This is a genomic window from Sphingomonas qilianensis (assembly GCF_039614825.1).
In the GTDB taxonomy this organism is placed as follows: Bacteria; Pseudomonadota; Alphaproteobacteria; order Sphingomonadales; family Sphingomonadaceae; genus Sphingomonas; species Sphingomonas qilianensis.
On sequence record NZ_JBDIMF010000001.1, the window covers coordinates 827,216 to 843,932 of the forward strand.

Sequence of the window (16,717 nt, forward strand, 5' to 3'; positions counted from 1 at the left end):
GGCTGGACTTCGCACCCGCGCTGACTTACCAAAATAGGGGTCGATCCGGCCCGCCGTGCAGAAAAGTATCGGCATCGATCGCCGGAAGATATAGTCCTTTTGGCGTCAAAGATGGATTGTCCCGGCGAATGCGTGCGCTTTAGCGCATCTGTCGTCGGATGTTATTACCATGTCGCGATCGCGGCGCCGTCAATGATCGGCGTTGTCGTTGGATATTCAGGCAAAAGTGGGGATGATATGAAGACAGCGCGACCAATGCTTTGGACGTGGATCGCCATCGTCTTCGGCTTTTTCGTCTGGCAGAATACGATGGCGCACGGCCTCGCCAATTGGCTGCTGGAGTGGCAGTATAGCGATTTTGCGCGTTTCCGGCCCACATCCACGCTGATCGGCATGGTCCTGCTGGCCGCGATCCCGGCGTTTATTGTGTATCTGCTATATTGGCGGCGCCAGAATCGTCGCCGCATCGGCCCCGTGTCCCCCGTCGCGGCGACGCGCTTTGCCGTTCGCCAGTTGCGCATCTTGCTGATCATGGCGGGCATCGCCGCGGTTGGCGCAATCGCCAGCCTGCTGTTGCTGCTGACGCTGCCCAGCGGGGACGGCCCGATTCAGCCGGTGTCGGTCAGCGGTCCGGTCGGCGCGCCGTTGCCGACTGGCCATGCCAGTATCGACCCCGTCATCCCCAACGGGCCGCAGCTGCGCTATACGATGCGGCTGCTGATGACCGATTATGTCGTGCGCTATGTGCCCGTCAGCACTGGCGCGGGCGCTACATCGCGGCTGTTCGTCCAGATCGACGATTCCGGTCGCGTGCCGACGCGGCTCGTCGGCACGATGGCGCGGAATGCGCTTCCGCCTAGCGTGCGCAACGTGTTTATCGAGAATAATCTCGTCTCGCCGGGGCCGCATTACGTGTTGTTCACGCAACCCGATCAATTGCCGCGCCCATATCTGCTGGCCGCGGTGCAGTTTGCCATCGCGGGGCTTGTGATCCTGCTCATCGCATTGTTGCAATGGAATAATGTGCGGCGTGCGCGCCGATCGGCCGACCGCATGATGGAGGATAACCAGGCGGTCGATCAGCCAACGTCGGACCAGCCGGCGCCCGATCAGCCAGCGGCGGCCCAAGCGTAAACGCCGCGCTAACCAGTTCTGTCAACGCCGTCTTTTGGCGACGGCGATACCTACCATGGCATGCGCGCCATGGCCATTCTTCTCCCCATCTCGTTTACCAGCATGGTGTGCGCCGGCTGTGCAGCGATCGCGATTGCCGGTCTGACGCCATCTTCGCCTACAGCCGGTGGCGATATCGCCGCCGCGGCAATGACTGACACGCCATCTGCGGCGCCCGTACAAATCGGTCGTGATCCGATCGGGCGTTGGCAGCGAGCGCCCGATGGGCTGTTTTACGTCAACGCCACGGTCAATGGCGTGCGCGTGCGCTTCCTCGTCGATACGGGCGCTAGCGTCACCGTGCTGACGTCGGAGGATGCGCGTCGCGTGGGGGCCGGGGCAATCGGCCCCGCTACGACCATCGCAACGGTCGGTGGTTCCGCACCAATGCGATGGACCGAGCTGGAGAAGGTTGCGCTGGGCGGCAAGCGGCTCGGCCGGATTTCCGCCGCCGTGGTCGATCGCCCCGGCGGCGTATCCTTATTGGGTCAGAACACGCTTCGCCGGATGAAAACGTTTTCGATCAACGGCGACGAGCTGACGCTTAGTTAGAGGCCGCAGCGATCGGGGCCAAGCCCCGCGCCCGGCGACGACGCAGCGCCACGCCCACCGCCCCGAACGACAATACCATCAGCAACCAACTAGATGGCTCCGGCACCGCCGACACGGGCGGGGCTCCGCCGCCGCCACCGCCACCGCCACCGCCGCCGGTACCACCACCGCCGCCGCCGGTACCACCGCCACCGCCGCCAGCACCACCGCCGCCCGGTCCGCCACCGCCGCCGCCACCGCCGGTGCCGCCGCCGCCAGGCGATGCAACGCCGTCCGGCAGCAAACCGCCAGCACCGGGAATCGCGTCATCAAGGCCGGATACGGCGCCGGGCAACACATCACCCACGCCATCGGTAACAGGATCAACAGCACCAGGCCCGGCAAAAGCCGATCCGCCAACCGGCCCTGCGCCCCGGCGAAAGTCCGGTCCGCCAACGCCGCCAAAACCGCCGCGGCCCAATTCCGGCGCGGGCGACAGAACGGCGGCCATAGCAGAGGGCGGGATCGGCGATGCGGCGAACGCGCCGGGCGCCCAGCCGAGCATGTCGCGCTGTTCGCTGATGGCAAAGCTGGCCACGGCGAGAAGCACCAGCAGCAGTCCATCGACTCCCGCCGCGGCGCGATATTGATTCTTGAGCGAGATTGAAGGATCCATAGCAAATGTTATCAAGATATTAACACTGGAGCACAAGCCCTCAAATATTGCCCTGTGCCAAATCGGGCCGAATCACCGGCCGCGTTCGACAAAGCTCGCAACTTGCCATAAACAAACAGGCGCTTGGTCCAGCGCGACCGTGCTTTGCTAAGGGGCTCGCTGCACGCGATGACGTCATCTCCAGTGCTGATCACCGATCGTTCGCCCTCCACCGCGCGACAGCCACGTTTGGCCATCGGCGAGTGGATCCTCGCGCTTGGCATTGCCGCTTTGCTGCTGCCCACGCTGTTGCGGCTGGCGCAGCTCAGCTGGTCGACCGAGGCTGGCGCGCACGGCCCCATCGTCTTCGCCACCGGCCTGTGGCTGTTGTGGCGTGATCGGGCGGCGTTGCAACTGGCCGTTCGTCGCCCTTTCCTGCCGGCGGGATTGGCGCTGGTTGTGCTGCTGCCGCTCTATGCGGTCGGCCGGATCACCAGCGTTTTGATGATCGAGAGCCTGTCGCTGTACGGCGTGTTGATCACGCTAGCGTATTTGCGCTGGGGCGAGGCGGTGATCCGGCGGCTGTGGTTCCCGATTTTCTATGGCCTGTTCCTGATCACGCCGCCGGAGAACTGGATCTTCGTGCTGACCCGGCCGATCAAGGTTCTGCTATCCACCGGCGCCGTCGATCTGCTGGCCTGGGCGGGTTTTGCCATTGGCAGCACCGGCAGCATGATCCAGATCGAGGGCTATCAATTGCTCGTCGCGACCGCCTGTTCGGGGATCAACTCTCTGATCGGCATCAGCGCGATCAGCCTGTTCTATGTCTATTTGCGGCATGATGACGCGCCGCGCTATGCGCTGGTGCTTACTGTGTTGGTGCTGCCGATTGCCGTGCTGACCAATTTCGCCCGCATCATCATCCTGATCCTCGTAACTTATTGGTTTGGCGAGGATATCGCGCAGGGCATCGCGCATGAAGCGGCAGGCATCCTGATGTTCGTGCTCGCGCTGACCCTGTTTCTTGCGCTCGATACGGTGCTGCACCCCTTGTTCCGGAGATTGGGATGGACGCGTTGACCGCTATGCCGGCGCCGATGGCGCCGACAACTGCCATCGGGCGCCGCGAGATGTTGATCGGCGGCGCGCTGTTGGCGACGGCGGGGATCGCTTTTGTGCGGCTCCCGCGCTTGCCCGTCATTGCCGTTGGCGGATCGATTAAGGACGTCCTGCCCACGACGGTGGGGGCGTGGCAATCCTTCGTCGATCCCGATCTGGTGATGCCGCCCAATGACGAGCGCGCCGCCGCCGCAGTGTATGAGGAGCAGATTTCGCGTACCTATCGTGCCGACAACGAAAATCCGATCATGATGTTGATCGCGTATGCGCGGCGGCAAAGCGGCATGCTGATGGTTCACCGCCCGGAATCCTGCTATCCCGGCTCGGGCTTCACCATCACGGCGGACCGCGCGGTGCAGATTCCGCTGGCGCGCGGCGTCACGCTGGGAGGACGCTTCTTGTCGACGGCGCGCGATGAACGCATCGAGCAAGTCCTGTATTGGACACGACTCGGCAACGGTTTCCCAATCGATTGGGATGAGGAGCGTTCCAACCTGGCGAAGCAAAATCTACAAGGGCTTCAGCCCGACGGCGCGTTGATACGGCTTTCGATGATTTCCCCTGATCCAGCGACAGCGCTCGCGTCGCTCACGCGGTTCGCTTCGGCCTTGTTCCACGGCAGCGGACGCGACGGGCGTGCGCTGCTCGCGGGGCCGGCTAACGTTTAGTCGGGAAAGGCTTTAGCACGATGAAGACATACGCAATGCTTGCGGCCAACACCGCAATCGACGCCGCTGCATGACCATTGTTGCCCAACCAGTTGGACAAGGCACAGCCGATTGCCGGGGGTGCATACTGCCAAATACTGTCCTGCAATTCATCCTGCGTAGAACGTTGCAGGAACAACACGACGAGACCAGCGAAAGCCGCTAGAGTTAACCAGTCGAATACCGTCTGCATCTTGCTCTCCAACCCAATCCGGGCGACAGCCTTGGAACCCAAGGAAAGGCTTATAATAATATGTGCTTGGCACCGCTTAACAGGCGCATCCGATCCACGCAAAGCTTACGGATCGGCTTAGTCGCATTGCTTGCATCGACCACTGCATGCAACCGTCAGGAGGCCACCGGGCAGACCGTGGCCGTCGTTAACGACAAAGGCATTACAGCCAGCGAACTGAAGTTGGAGCTCAATAACGTGCCGCCCGCGTCGCGCGAAAGCGTCAAGGGGCAGGTGTTGCAAGCGATGATCGACCGTCGCCTGCTTGCCGCCGATGCCGAGGCGCAGAAGCTCGATAAGGCCCCCGGGTTTATCCTGCAGGAACGCCGCATGCGCGAAGTGATGCTGGCGCAGCAAGCACTACAGGGCTTTGCCGCCGCCAGCCGGCGGCCGATCTCGCAGAACGACGTCAATGCGTATATCGATAGCCATCCGAACATCGCTGCCGATCGCCGTATTCTATTGGTCAGCCAAGTACAGTTTACCACCCCATCGCAGGAGGTGTTGAAGGCGCTTGTCCCGACGCAGACGATCGATGAGCTCGTCGCGGTGCTGCAACAGAACAAGGTCGCGATGCAGCGTGGGCGTGCGCAAGTTGATACGGCCGCCATCTCGGACGAAGAGATGGCCAAATTGGCATCGCTCAAGCCTGGCGAGCCATTGGTCTCTACCTCCGGCCCAACATCCGTTGCCAGCGCAGTGATCGAGCAACGCGCCGCGCCGCTTAATCAAAGTGAACAGGAAGCCGTGGCACGCCGTCGGATTGAGGCGGAACGCGCGCAAAAGGCCGTCAAGCAACGCACCGCCGGTCTGCGTCAAGCAGCCAAAATCAGCTATTCGGACGCCTATAAGCCAAAGCCCGGCGCTAAGCCGGCTGCGCAATAACGCGTAAGACTGGGCCGAGCCGGTGTTCCGGCTCGGCCCGGCGCCGCCGGGCTGGGATCATCGGCGTAATCCACGCTGTCCGACGCGGTACCAACCCACTCCATACCACCGCTGATCAGCGCCTTGATGTCGTTGATTGTCAGCACCCCCAAGCGTTCGGCTTGGTGCAAACCACGCTGTGGTCGAAATCGCCCTTCCCAACGAGATTTGGCCGCGGCGCGAGCCGGTGCGCTGGTATCAGCGCGGCACTCAATGTGCCGCTACGTCTATGCTCGACCTGTACACTGGTGCCAGTGGGTGGGATCGCCAGCAAATTGCAACCGATCCCTAGCATTAGCGTCAGCCCGTCTCGGGAAGGAAATCCCGCATAGGGGCAAACAGTATCAAAAAAGCTTTTCGTGGATGAAAAGCGTGTCGCCTTCCTGCGCCAGACTGTTCAGATCGACTTTCTTGAGCCGTTCGCCACCGCGATAAATCGAAATATTGCGCTCCGAACCGGCCAAAGTCGGCCCCCCGGCACGCGCCAGCACCTGGCGAATAGTCATGCCGCTGGTGATCGTGAACGAGCCGGGCGAATTGACCTGGCCATAGACGAAGATCGTCGGCGCCACCGGCACGAACAACGTGTCACCGGCGCGCAACGGCGTCGTGCTGCTATACTCGCCACCGAACGACGCGACGGGGATACGGTGCTCAGTCGTGTCGTTGGCCCGGCGCAAGACGACAAAATCGGCTCCATCGGCGCGCGCGCCGCCAGCGCGGGCCAGCATCATCGCCACGGTCAGCGGGCGATCCAGCGGGAACACGCCGGCTGAACCGACGGCGCCATAGATGGTCACCGAATTGCTGACATATTGCGTGACATCCACGCTGACCACCGGGCGGGTGAAGAAGCCCTCGTTGCGCAGCTGCAGCGTAACGCTCTCGGCCAACTGCCGCGCGGTCAGATCACGCGCGACAACGGTGCCGATCAGCGGCAGCGTCACCGTGCCGTCTTCCTTCACGCGGGTCTTGGTGATCTGGGCCTGCTGGCCTTGGCCAAAGATCGTCACTTCGATCTCGTCGTTAATACCGAGCTGGTAACCATCCGCAGGCGCCATCATCGGCGCGGGCGGAGCAGGCGTCTGGGCCGCTGCCACCGCGGCGACCGTGGCGGAGGACATCAGTACAGCAATCATTCGAGCGAACATGAATTGTCCTTCCATTAGAATTTCGCGCCGACTGAGGCGCCAATAACCGTCGATTTATAGTCGTAACGCGCCACGTCGGCATCGCGCCACCGCTTGCTTATTGATAAGCCGAAGCGGAAGATGCGGGCAGTGTCGTATGTATAAGCGGCGGTAATGATGTTGGTGCTGTCCTCACCGATCACGGTGGCGAGGGGTAGCGTGCCCCGACCGGCGAAATCACGATCGATCCGCGTCGCCGACATGCGCACGCGGCTGCGCTGGCTTGCGCGCCAACTAGCGCCGACGCTATAATCCTCACGTATGACATAGGTCGCGTTGATCCCGTTTTGGCTCGTGATATCGCGCTTGGCCACGGCGTCGATAACCAACCGCGGGACCGGGGCCCACGTCACCGCACCGTTAAACGAGGCGCCGGAGAAGGTCTCTACAGCCGCGCGGTCGGGATTGGCGCGCACATAGCCGCCGCCGGCCACGAAACTCAGGCGCGGCGAGACATTGCGGTTGAGCGACAGCTGCAATTGGGTCACCTCCGTACCATCCTCGGCGCCCAACAGATCTTCCACGCCAGGGCGCCTGATACGGGAATGCGAGCCGATCAGCGAAATCACGCCGAGGCTGGGCTTGGCATAGGAGATGCCGACTCGCTCGCCCAACGTGGTCGAGCCGAACACGTTTTGCGCCTGAGTGCTGCGCTTGCTGTAGCTCAGGCCGGCCAGCGGCGAGAAGCCCGACGAGCGATTGCAACTGGCCAAAACGTCGTAAAATTGCTGCCGCGTCGTCGAGGCGATGATTTCGTCGACGTCACCAAGATCGAACTGGTATTGATCATAGCGCGCATCCACGCTGACCGAGCAGATCGCGCCGACCGGCGTGCGCAACCCGCCACCGACCTCGATGCGGGTGCGATCGAGGAATTTATAGCGACTGTTGAAATCATAGCCCAACGTGCCGGCAACGTTGACAGCGGTGCGCCCAAACGTGCGCCGCGCAATGATATCGACCCCCGTGGTGACCCGGAAATTGTCCCGCGGCTCATTGCCTTCGTCGTTCTGGCGCAGCACGTTGGTATCGTAGGCGGACCGCACGCTGGGCGTCACGATCAGCCGTTGCTGATTGCCATCGCTCGCTGTCGACAAGGATTGCGCCGCGGCGATGCCGGGCCAGAACCCAGCGGTACAGAACAGCGTCGCGCCGAACGCAAGCGTCACGGCACCACGCCCATTGGAACTCGCGCGGCGCCGAGCGACTGGCGCAGCAATGCAGGTCATCCGAATGAGCTTGCCCCTTAAACCGCATCATTACGGCTTCGATAACCATATGGCCACGTCCACTGCGACGCAAGTCGAGTATCGCAATGATATACCTGAGATTGATCGGACGCGACATGCGGGAAAGGGACCGGGCCACGCACGCCGCCTGCCCCCTTTCCCGCGCACTGATCAAGAACCTTACAGCGGCATATTGCCTTGCAGCAACACCATGTGCGGCGTTGGCACACCGGCGGTGACCTGGTTGAGGCGGAAAAGATACGTCGGGCTCCACCATTTGCCGGCGCCCCACGCCGTCCAGCCGATCACCGCACCACTGGCATTCAGCTTGGTCAGCATGGCGGGATATTCGATCTGGCATTGGGCATTGGCGCCGCCGGCCGCTATTTCGCCAAAGAACAGCTTCACCTTTTTGGCCGCCGCCCAGGCAAGCGCGGCATCGACGCGATTGGCGGCCCCCGCCGTGCACGTCGCTGACGTCCCGCTCGAATCCTTATCGAGATACTGGTGCAATTCGAACGCGAAGTTGTTGCCCGGATCGATGAATTTCTCGGCCAGCGCGGCATTGCCTGATTTGATCCACGAATGCGCACCGGTCCAACTGATCCCGGGCACCATCAATTTGTTGGTGATGCGCTGCGCGCGCAGGTCGGTCGTTACCTGCTGCACGCTGGTCCACCAATCGGCTGCAGGCAGGCCGTTGGGTTCGTTCATCAGTCCGAGCCAGACCTTGGGATTGTCGCGATAATCTGCCGCGATCTGCACCCAGGCGTTTGACAAGGCCGAGGCAGTGACGGTGGCTGACCCCACCTTGGTATTGACGGTGGCGCCGACCGTGGCGTGCCGCTGGGCATAATCGTGCATATCGAGCACCACCACCATCCCTTTCGACGTGGCATAATTGGTCGCGTTCAGCAGCGCCTTGCGATCAACCGCCGACAGTGCACCGTACAAGGTGGGCTGCAGCCGTTCCCAGCGGAATGGGATGCGGATCACCTTGAAGCCGAGACCGTAGAAATAGTCGATCTCAGCAGCGCTCGGATAGATATATTGCGTGTAAATCTTGCCCGGGACGGAACCGAACTCGCCACCCGAGATGTTGATCCCCGCCAGCACCTTCTCCTTCACGGCGGCGGGTGCAGGCGGCAGTGCGATGGATACCGCCGGCGCGGTCTTGTTCGCCTTGGCTGTCGGCGATGCCGTCGCGGCCGTTGCGGCTTGGACGACGACGACTGGCGCGGACGCGGCGTTCTTGAGCGAAGTAGACGACGAATTGGTCGCCGCGGCTGCCGCGATGGCGGCCACCGGTACGCCTAACGCCAACAGTAATAGCGATTTCCTGAACTGCGATTTCGTCAAGACTTCCATCCCTTTGCCACGCGTCATCGGGGCCTGGTCGGCCGCCTGAGGGGATTAGGAAGAACCGCTTTAAGATCGCGCGGACAGAGATGGAAAACGCCGGATTAAGCTAAAATAATATTAAATCACAAGAACATAGAATAATGGTTCTATCGCGCTGGGAGCGACGCGATTGCGCCCAATAACACATCGCCGACTTCGCCCCAATCGAGCAATTTTGCGCCAAATGTGCGGTCGCGCGGCGTGGCCAGCGCCTGCGCCACCGGCGCTTCCACGCCGCCGGGAGCGGCCACATCATAATGGATGAAATTGGCCGCTTCGAGCCCTAGACCCTGCGACAAAAGGATCGGCAGTCCGCAATAAGAATATTGCTGAATCTTGAGACTCGATTGAACGAGATAATCGGCGCCTTCCACCGGCCGGTATGGCGCCAGCCCGACATCGGCATGGACCATGAACGGCAAGGTGCGCTCGAACGGCAATTCGCCGTGCACGATCACGTTGGCGGGCGGATCGGCCATCGCCGCGCCGATCACATGCACAAAACCGTTGGCCGGCGCCGCCGCCGCCGCGATGGCACGCACCGCGCCATCGTCGAACAGCATGTTGCCGACCGACACGATGTTGCGCGTGCCCGGCGCATAGGGCGAGGGCGAATCAAACCGGATCTTTTCCTTGTCGACGCCCTGCGGCACGTAGAGCCCCTTGGCCGCCGCCGGCAGATAGTCGAGCAGACGCTCGGCATTGGTGCGGACCAGATCGAATTCGGGCAGCAGGCGGTCCGCCAGCGCCAATACTTCGGGCCGGAAACCGACCAGATCGAGCCGATCATTGTAAAAGGCCAGATAGCGGGCGTCCGGGTTGAGCCGCCGGATCGCCTCGTACCAATACAGCGCATAGCCGCATTCCAGAATCACCACGTCCGCCGCCATGGCCGCCGCGGTCAGCACCGCGTCGGGCCGGCGCCCATAGACGCGGTTGAGCGGCGCGGTCAGCCGTTCGATCTGCGCCGAGCCGCTTGGCGGGTGCACCAGTTCGCGATGCACATGCGCGTGGATGTTGGGCGGATTGACCCCGGCTGCCGCGGCGGCATCGGCTGCGGCGACATACGCACGCGTCTCGCGCTTCATCGCCTGTTTCAGGCGGCTCTGCCCCATGGTGATGAAATCGACATGATGCCCCTTCGCCGCCAGCGCCTTGGCGAAGCGATGCATGCCCGCATCGCGGTAGGTCGGCGCGAAGAAGTGCGCGGTGCCGATGAGGAATCTCATGATAGGCCCCGCTTGTTTTTCAGGCCGCGCGGCAAAAGCGATCGCGCGAACCCCCATATATCGTCCACCGCTTCGCGCGCAATCAGCAGCGCGGCCGCGACATACACCGCCCCGCCAACCCCCGCGAGCACGATCAATTGCACCAGCGGCCCGGCGTGCAGATCGGGCACCGCCAACACCGCCACCGCCATCACGAGGGTGCAGGCCAGCGGCCGGCCAATCGCCATCAGATAGCGCCCGAGCGGAAACGCGGTCAGCCTTGTCAACATCGCCAGCGTGAGCACGAAGATGATCGGCGTCGGCGCCGACAGGCACAAAGCCACGCGCACCGGATCGCGCCCGCCGACGAGCATGATCGCCGCCAGCGACAGGGCCATTTGGAGGAGTGTGAACAGCAGGATCACCTTTGCCTTGCCCAGCGCCATGACCATCTGGTTGAGGATGCCGAGGCTCGGCACGAAAAGCCCGAACGCCGCCAGCACCGTCATGATCGGCGCCGCGTCCAGCCATTTGCTGCCGAACAACACCACGATCGCCACCGGCGCGGTCAGCGCGATGCCGGCGAAGAGCGGCGCGGTAAGCGCCATTACGAGGCGGCCGACGCGCACCGCGGCGTTGCCGAACCGCACCGCGTCGCCGCTGACCTCGGCGAAGGCCGGCAGCGCGACGGACGCCATGGGTTGCCAAAGCGCGATATGAATCGCCCCCACTACCCGCTTCGCTGCGGCATAAAGGCCGCCGCTCAGCGGCCCGAGCAGATAGGTGATCAACGCGGTATCGAAATTCTGCGCAATGAACTGCAAGCTCTGATTAGCCCCCAGCGGCACGGCGGTTGCCAACAGCGCCTTGGCGCGGGACCACGAGAAACGCAGTTTGGGGCGCCAGGGGATCGCCCGCCATAACAGCAGCAGACCGAGAAGCGCCGAAATGACTTGATTGAGCACCAGCGCAGTCAGGCCAAAGCCCATCACCGCTACGGTGATACCAATCAATCCGGCGACGGCCGTACTTATGGTGTTGCGCATTGCAAGCGAGCGGAAGCGGAAATTCCGTCTCGCCCAGCCGACATGGGCATAGGATAGGCCAAAAAGCAGCACGATGACGCTGGTTGCGCGGATCACGCCAGAAAATTCGTCAATGTGATAAAGCCGTGCGAGCGGGTCTGCCGCGAGGTTGAGAATGACAAAAGCAATGCCTGCAATGATCACGCACAACCAGAATCCGGTGTCATAGTCTTCATCGACCGGGCTGCTGAGCGTCACCAATGCCGTAGAAACCGACGTGAGCACCGTGCTGCGCATGAGCAACACGAACACCAATGCGGTCGAGACAACGCCGAACAGCGCGGGCGATAACAACCGTCCGAGAACCACGAAAATCACCAGCGACAGCACCTGCTGTGCAGCGTTGTCGAGGAAGCTCCAGCCCGCACCACTGACCACGCGCGATTTGAGCGTCGCGACCGGCGCTTCTGAATCCACCGCAATCGGCAGATCAGCGTGCTCTTCGACGGCTTCGAGGGGAATGCTCAATTTCGGAATCCCACCCGTCGCGCAGGCACACCGACATTGATGCTGTAGGGTTCAGTCGATCGCGTGAGCACAGCGCCGGCACCAACGACCGATCCCTGAGCGATCGTCACGCCATCAAGAATGCGCACACCGGCACCGATCCAAACATCGTCCTCGATCACGATGCCGATCTTAGTCTGGGGCTGGCGGAACACTGGCTGGTCGCGCGCGATGCCGTGATTCGCTGGCACAATGACGGTATGCGCTGCGATACGCACGCCTGATCCGATGCGCAGCCCGCCATGGCCATAGAGTACGGCCAATTCGTTGACGGTTGAATCGTCTCCCATTTCGATCGAGCCGCCATGGCAGTTGAGGACCGCGCCGGCGCCGATTTCGCATCGCGCTCCGATACGAATGCGCCCTTTGCCGCCGGCAAAGAAACGGGCCGAGCTGGAAACCTTGGCACTTTCATCGATCCGTATGTCGAACCGGTGCTGCAACCGCCAACGGCGCACCCGCGCCAAAAGGTGTGAAATGCGGCTCATACGGGTGCCCTTTCCGCTACGTCGATCAACACCCGGCGCCATTGCGCCATCACTACCGTCAGTTGAAATCGCGCAACGGCAGCTGGCCCGCGGGCACCCATCACTTCTGCAGCTTCTCCGTCGGACGCAAGCGTATCGATCGCCGTGGCCAATGACACGTCGTCGCCAACGGGGACCAGCAGCCCGTTGGTTCCATGCTCGATCATGTCATGAGCACCGCTGGGCAAAATGGTCGAAATTACCGGACGTCCAAGACTCATCGCTTCGAGCAGGACGTTAGGAAAGCCCTCCCATCGGGACGATAGCACGAACATTTCGCATTCTCTCAGCAACGGAAAGGGCTCATCAATATGGCCGACGAAATGGACATGTTTTGCCACCCCTTCGCTCTCGGCTATCGACTCATACCAGCCACGATGCCCGCCCTGCCCCGCAATGACTAATGCCATCTTTTCACGCGCTCGGGACTGTGCATAGGCCCGTATCAGCACGTCGAAGCCCTTTTGCGGCGCGAGGCGGCCCATTGCGAGAATGTATTTTCCCGCAAAATGCGGCGCAGCGGGGTTACTGTCAGCGACATCATTTATGGAGGGGTTCGGAATGACGGCAGTCCGTTTCAGCCCGAAATCTTGCCGCATTACCCGCGCCATAGTCTCGGTTTGCGCGATCAAGAGCGTTGTGCGGGGATAAAGCAGCCGCCTCAGCGTCTCGTCGCCCGCGCGCTCGTTATTATGCCGCGGGTCATTACGCTCACAAATGACGACCCGGTGAGACGTCCCTACCGTGGCCAATAAAGTCAGGTTGTTGGTACGCGTCATCAATGACACCACAACGTCAGGCTTTTGTCGCCCCAATATGCTCCTCAACTTGAGCACCTTCCGTGCCATGCGCAGCGCCTTGCGCAGGCGACCGCCCCCGCTCGACGATCCGATAACCTCCCTGCGGACTGCCGGCCCGACATGATACTGATCGGTCTCGGGTCCCAGTTCCGTGACGACGCAAACTTGGTCGCCGGCCTCGACCAAGCTATTGGCCAAGTAGCTACTGACGCGTTCCGCCCCGCCGCCCCGCAGGCAGTATACGACAATGACAACTTTCATGGTCTATAGATCAGCGCGTTTGCAGCAAATTGCTGACAAGGTGCTTGCCTCATTGTAACGCCTCGTCCGAGATAAATGTCGTCGGTCGCGCGAGCTGCAGACCATCAAATTTGCCTATGACAGAGCAACTGCAACATTGCACCCCTCGATAATGCCTTGATGCGGGACGATGTCGCAAACCTACCGCGAAACGTAATCGCATTGCCGACCATGCTGCCGTATAGAAGATCACGGCTACGAGGGAACATAGCGTGAAGATATATAGCTGGACCGGCGAGCATCCGAATTTTGGTGATGATCTCAACCACTTCCTGTGGGAATTTCTCATGCCAGAGGTGGTCGCTGATGCTGATGACGGCGCCCTGCTGGTCGGCGTGGGCACCGTTCTTTCTAACAAGCTGCCGGCGGCCAAAATGCGCGTGGTCATGGGCAGTGGCGTAGGCTATTCTGCTGCACCGCGGGATATCAGCGGCCCGAATTGGGCGGTCTATGCAGTCCGCGGTCCGCTAACCGCTAAGTTGCTCGGATTGCCGGCTGATCGTGCAGTCATCGATCCCGCCGTGCTGTTACCAGGCATGCCCCAGTGGCCGACCGACAAACAGCAGACTCCAATCTTCATTCCCCACTGGATCACCGCGCAGGACGATGATTGGCGCTGGGCGGCGGCAAAGACCGGTCTGCGTTACGTCGATCCGCGCCAGGATCCGATGACGGTCATTAGCGAAATCGCGCGTGCGCCGCTGGTCGTGGCCGAATCGATGCATGCCGCGATCATTGCCGATGCCTTTCGCGTGCCGTGGATTCCAGTCATCGGCATGCATCGCGCGATCTTCAAATGGCAGGATTGGGCGAGCTCGCTGTCGATGGACTACCGCCCGCATAGGGTCGGGCTGTGGGCGCGCGTGCAGCACAGGTTATCGCCCAATCCCCAGTTCACCGGGAATTTCGGCGGGACGGCCAGCAGCAGCCCCGCAAAGCCCAAGTTCAATCCGGCGGAGGCCGCCCGCAGCTTGATCGGACACATGCCCCGGCCGGTGCGGCGCGAGATGATGGTCCGTGATATGGCGAAGGCGCAGCGCAAGCCGTCGCAATTGAGTGCTGACACAATGCTTGCCGGGCGCCAGAATCTGCTGCGCGAGCGGATCGAGCAGCTGCGCGAAGATTACGCTTCCGGTCGTATTGTCTCGCGCGCCGCGAGCTCGATCGTATGAATATCGTCCCGATATACCTTATCAACCTCGATCGCTCGGTCGATCGGCTGCGCTTCGTGACGCGGCGGATGGATACATTGGGGTTGGATCATACGCGTATCGCCGCTGTCGAAGGCGCGCGCCTGTCGGGCGGCGAGCGCGCGGCCTTTGTCGCCGCGCGGCCGCGTGATGGCAAGCGCGGTTGGCGCGATGGGCAGATCGGCTGTTTCCTCAGCCATCTCGACGCATGGCGACGGATCGCCGCCGGGCCGGATGCCTACGGCCTCGTGCTGGAGGATGACATCCATCTGTCCGATGCCACGCCGGCCGCGCTGGCCGACACCGCATGGATCCCGCCCGATGCCGATATCGTGCGGTTGGAGAGCACGGGGCAATGGCTGGCGCTCGGTCCGCCCGTATCGCAAGCGGCCGGTCGGCCGGTGCGACGCATCCGCTCCGCCGCCTGGGGGGCCGGCGCCTATCTGCTGTCGCGTCAGGCGGCCGCGCGGCTGGCGGCCAGCGATCCCTTGCTGCAGACCCCTGCCGACGATTTCCTGTTCAACCTTGCCGGTTCAGCCATCGCGCGGTCGCTGACGACCTATCAGGTCGTCCCCGCGCTTGCCGTGCAGGACAAGTTCAACGCCGAAGATCATGCGATCGAGGGCTTTGGCAGCGATATCGAGACGGATACGGTCAACCAGCGCCTCCGCGGGCTATCCGCATTGCGGCGTCGCATCACCTCCGCACTGCGCGGCAAGACGGCGGTCGAGTTCGCTTGACCGTGCCTGCCGTCCCTGCCCTTCCCGCCCGCCCGCTGCACATCCGTCACGTCGTCCGGCAATATCATCCGGCGATCGGTGGGCTGGAGGAATCGGTCGCGTTGCTCGCGCAGACGCTGAACCAGACGCCGGGCGTAACGAGCTCGGTGGTCACGCTCGATCGCCAGTTCGGCGATCGCGCCACGCCGCTGCCGGCGCATGGCGAACAGGATGGCGTGGCGATCACGCGCCTCCCGTTCCGTGGTTCGACACGCTACCCGCTCGCGCCCCGCGTGCTCGGCGCGCTCGAGGGCGCGGATATCGTGCATGTCCACGGAATCGACTTCTTCTTCGATTTCCTCGCCGCCACGAGGCCGATTCACCGCCACGCGCTGGTCGCCTCGACACATGGGGGCTTTTTCCACACGCAATTCGCCAGCCGCGCCAAGAAAGTGTGGTTCAACACCGTCACGCGCAGCTCGGCGCGGGCCTATCACCGGCTGTTCGGGTCCAGCGAACAGGATGCGGCGACCTTCGCGCGCATTGCCCCCGGGCGTACCATGGCGATCGAGAACGGCGTCGATATCGACAAATGGGCGGATGCCGCCTCGCCCGTGGCCGTGCCGGTAATGATTTTCATCGGGCGCTTCTCGGTCAACAAGGATGTCCCGGCGCTGATCCGCGTGGTCGCCGCGCTGGGCGCGCCGTGGCGCCTGATCATCGCCGGGCAGGATTCGGATCTCACCGCCGCCGATCTCGCGCGCGCGGCGGCCGAGCATCACGTCAGCGATCGCGTGACAATCGTCAGCGCGCCGGACAAGCAAGCGATTCGCGCGTTGATCGGCCAGGCCAGCTTCATCGTTTCGGCCTCGCGTTACGAAGGTTTCGGGCTCAGCGCCGTCGAGGGCCTGTCGGCCGGTCTCACGCCGGTCCTCAACCGCATCCCGCCGTTCGAGCGGCTCGTGTCGCACACCGGGCAGGGCTACACCGCCCCCTTTGCCGACGCGCCCGCCACTGCCGCGGTGCTGCGCATGGCGCTGGCGGACCTCAATGCGGATCGTGCCGGGCACCGCCAGCGCAACATCGCCGCCAGCCGCGCCTATGGCTGGGGCGGCGTGACCGAGCGCTTCCTGGCCGAATATCGCATGATCACCGGCTCCGGCGCGTGACCCCGTCCCGTTCTTGCGCGAAAAGCCCCGGCGCGCCTTGCCCCCCCGCCT

The 16,717-nt window shown here is 62.8% G+C and carries 18 protein-coding genes; 9 read left to right on the top strand and 9 right to left on the bottom strand.

Annotated features, from left to right (window positions below; translation table 11 throughout):
• Positions 1-255: 255 nt before the first annotated feature.
• Together ABC969_RS03970 and ABC969_RS03975 are read left to right on the top strand one after the other, a co-directional pair.
• Entirely contained in the window at positions 256-1,134 is an 879-nt protein-coding gene (locus ABC969_RS03970) for a hypothetical protein (RefSeq protein WP_345863100.1), read from the top strand.
• Between the two features lie 69 nt (positions 1,135-1,203).
• The gene (locus tag ABC969_RS03975) at positions 1,204-1,725 is read left to right on the top strand and encodes a retropepsin-like aspartic protease family protein (RefSeq protein WP_345863102.1); all 522 of its coding nucleotides are present in this window, start codon (positions 1,204-1,206) and stop codon (positions 1,723-1,725) included.
• On the opposite strand, the gene ABC969_RS03980 is transcribed toward ABC969_RS03975, so the two are convergent.
• On the bottom strand, positions 1,718-2,380 hold the full coding sequence (locus ABC969_RS03980; RefSeq protein WP_345863104.1) for a PEPxxWA-CTERM sorting domain-containing protein: 663 nt from the start codon (positions 2,378-2,380) through the stop codon (positions 1,718-1,720). The genes ABC969_RS03975 and ABC969_RS03980 overlap by 8 nt on opposite strands.
• A 168-nt stretch (positions 2,381-2,548) precedes the next feature.
• On the opposite strand from ABC969_RS03980, the gene xrtV reads away from it, so the two are divergent.
• Together xrtV and epsI are read left to right on the top strand one after the other, a co-directional pair.
• A complete protein-coding gene (gene xrtV, locus ABC969_RS03985) occupies positions 2,549-3,439 on the top strand; it encodes an exosortase V (protein ID WP_345863107.1) in 891 nt (296 codons plus the stop codon).
• A complete protein-coding gene (gene epsI / locus ABC969_RS03990) occupies positions 3,427-4,146 on the top strand; it encodes an exosortase-associated protein EpsI, V-type (RefSeq protein WP_345863109.1) in 720 nt (239 codons plus the stop codon). Before xrtV ends, epsI begins: the two co-directional genes overlap by 13 nt.
• Here the strand turns inward: epsI and ABC969_RS03995 are convergent.
• Positions 4,136-4,378, bottom strand: a complete 243-nt coding sequence (locus ABC969_RS03995; RefSeq protein WP_345863111.1) for an XrtV sorting system accessory protein — start codon at positions 4,376-4,378, stop codon at positions 4,136-4,138. The genes epsI and ABC969_RS03995 overlap by 11 nt on opposite strands.
• Before the next feature lie 66 nt (positions 4,379-4,444).
• Between ABC969_RS03995 and ABC969_RS04000 the strand changes: the two genes are divergently transcribed.
• Positions 4,445-5,302, top strand: a complete 858-nt coding sequence (locus tag ABC969_RS04000) for a hypothetical protein (RefSeq protein WP_345863113.1) — start codon at positions 4,445-4,447, stop codon at positions 5,300-5,302.
• Positions 5,303-5,685: 383 nt separating this feature from the next.
• Here the strand turns inward: ABC969_RS04000 and ABC969_RS04005 are convergent, their stop codons facing one another.
• The 3 genes from ABC969_RS04005 to ABC969_RS04015 all read right to left on the bottom strand — a co-directional run bounded on the left by ABC969_RS04005 (position 5,686) and on the right by ABC969_RS04015 (position 8,888).
• Positions 5,686-6,492: an SLBB domain-containing protein gene (locus ABC969_RS04005; RefSeq protein WP_345863114.1), complete on the bottom strand. Its 807-nt coding sequence runs from the start codon at positions 6,490-6,492 to the stop codon at positions 5,686-5,688.
• 14 nt (positions 6,493-6,506) lie between these two features.
• Entirely contained in the window at positions 6,507-7,700 is a 1,194-nt protein-coding gene (locus tag ABC969_RS04010; RefSeq protein WP_345863115.1) for an outer membrane beta-barrel protein, read from the bottom strand.
• A gap of 240 nt (positions 7,701-7,940) precedes the next feature.
• Positions 7,941-8,888: a glycoside hydrolase family 5 protein gene (locus ABC969_RS04015; RefSeq protein ID WP_345863117.1), complete on the bottom strand. Its 948-nt coding sequence runs from the start codon at positions 8,886-8,888 to the stop codon at positions 7,941-7,943.
• Between the two features lie 25 nt (positions 8,889-8,913).
• Here ABC969_RS04015 and ABC969_RS04020 point away from each other — a divergent pair, with 25 nt between their 5' ends.
• Positions 8,914-9,168 (top strand): hypothetical protein, encoded by a 255-nt coding sequence (locus ABC969_RS04020; protein WP_345863118.1) that lies wholly within the window; start codon positions 8,914-8,916, stop codon positions 9,166-9,168.
• A gap of 100 nt (positions 9,169-9,268) precedes the next feature.
• On the opposite strand, the gene ABC969_RS04025 is transcribed toward ABC969_RS04020, so the two are convergent.
• From ABC969_RS04025 to ABC969_RS04040, 4 genes are read right to left on the bottom strand one after another with little or no spacing between them, the layout of a single operon-like run.
• Positions 9,269-10,390, bottom strand: coding sequence for a GumK N-terminal domain-containing glycosyltransferase (locus tag ABC969_RS04025; RefSeq protein ID WP_345863119.1), 1,122 nt, complete (start codon positions 10,388-10,390; stop codon positions 9,269-9,271).
• Positions 10,387-11,922: a lipopolysaccharide biosynthesis protein gene (locus ABC969_RS04030; RefSeq protein ID WP_345863121.1), complete on the bottom strand. Its 1,536-nt coding sequence runs from the start codon at positions 11,920-11,922 to the stop codon at positions 10,387-10,389. The genes ABC969_RS04025 and ABC969_RS04030 overlap by 4 nt, the downstream gene beginning before the upstream one ends.
• A complete protein-coding gene (locus ABC969_RS04035) occupies positions 11,919-12,449 on the bottom strand; it encodes an acyltransferase (protein WP_345863123.1) in 531 nt (176 codons plus the stop codon). The genes ABC969_RS04030 and ABC969_RS04035 overlap by 4 nt, the downstream gene beginning before the upstream one ends.
• Entirely contained in the window at positions 12,446-13,549 is a 1,104-nt protein-coding gene (locus ABC969_RS04040; RefSeq protein ID WP_345863125.1) for a glycosyltransferase, read from the bottom strand. Before ABC969_RS04040 ends, ABC969_RS04035 begins: the two co-directional genes overlap by 4 nt.
• Positions 13,550-13,800: 251 nt before the next feature.
• Here ABC969_RS04040 and ABC969_RS04045 point away from each other — a divergent pair, with 251 nt between their 5' ends.
• From ABC969_RS04045 to ABC969_RS04055, 3 genes are read left to right on the top strand one after another with little or no spacing between them, the layout of a single operon-like run.
• Complete coding sequence (locus ABC969_RS04045) at positions 13,801-14,760, top strand: polysaccharide pyruvyl transferase family protein (RefSeq protein WP_345863127.1); 960 nt, start codon at positions 13,801-13,803, stop codon at positions 14,758-14,760.
• The gene (locus ABC969_RS04050) at positions 14,757-15,518 is read left to right on the top strand and encodes a glycosyltransferase family 25 protein (RefSeq protein WP_345863128.1); all 762 of its coding nucleotides are present in this window, start codon (positions 14,757-14,759) and stop codon (positions 15,516-15,518) included. The genes ABC969_RS04045 and ABC969_RS04050 overlap by 4 nt, the downstream gene beginning before the upstream one ends.
• Positions 15,519-15,520: 2 nt before the next feature.
• Positions 15,521-16,666 (top strand): glycosyltransferase family 4 protein, encoded by a 1,146-nt coding sequence (locus tag ABC969_RS04055; protein ID WP_345863818.1) that lies wholly within the window; start codon positions 15,521-15,523, stop codon positions 16,664-16,666.
• Positions 16,667-16,717 lie beyond the last annotated feature (51 nt).

Excerpts from the sequence above, each read along its gene's own strand:
- ABC969_RS04020 (WP_345863118.1), top strand. The coding sequence starts at position 8,914 with ATGGATACCGCCGGCGCGGTCTTGTTCGCCTTGGCTGTCGGCGATGCC.
- ABC969_RS04035 (WP_345863123.1), bottom strand. The coding sequence starts at position 12,449 with ATGAGCCGCATTTCACACCTTTTGGCGCGGGTGCGCCGTTGGCGGTTG.
- ABC969_RS03995 (WP_345863111.1), bottom strand. The coding sequence starts at position 4,378 with ATGCAGACGGTATTCGACTGGTTAACTCTAGCGGCTTTCGCTGGTCTC.
- ABC969_RS04025 (WP_345863119.1), bottom strand. The coding sequence starts at position 10,390 with ATGAGATTCCTCATCGGCACCGCGCACTTCTTCGCGCCGACCTACCGC.
- ABC969_RS04005 (WP_345863114.1), bottom strand. The coding sequence starts at position 6,492 with ATGTTCGCTCGAATGATTGCTGTACTGATGTCCTCCGCCACGGTCGCC.
- ABC969_RS03975 (WP_345863102.1), top strand. The coding sequence starts at position 1,204 with ATGGCCATTCTTCTCCCCATCTCGTTTACCAGCATGGTGTGCGCCGGC.
- epsI (WP_345863109.1), top strand. The coding sequence starts at position 3,427 with ATGGACGCGTTGACCGCTATGCCGGCGCCGATGGCGCCGACAACTGCC.
- ABC969_RS03970 (WP_345863100.1), top strand. The coding sequence starts at position 256 with ATGCTTTGGACGTGGATCGCCATCGTCTTCGGCTTTTTCGTCTGGCAG.
- ABC969_RS04050 (WP_345863128.1), top strand. The coding sequence starts at position 14,757 with ATGAATATCGTCCCGATATACCTTATCAACCTCGATCGCTCGGTCGAT.
- ABC969_RS03980 (WP_345863104.1), bottom strand. The coding sequence starts at position 2,380 with ATGGATCCTTCAATCTCGCTCAAGAATCAATATCGCGCCGCGGCGGGA.
- ABC969_RS04040 (WP_345863125.1), bottom strand. The coding sequence starts at position 13,549 with ATGAAAGTTGTCATTGTCGTATACTGCCTGCGGGGCGGCGGGGCGGAA.
- xrtV (WP_345863107.1), top strand. The coding sequence starts at position 2,549 with ATGACGTCATCTCCAGTGCTGATCACCGATCGTTCGCCCTCCACCGCG.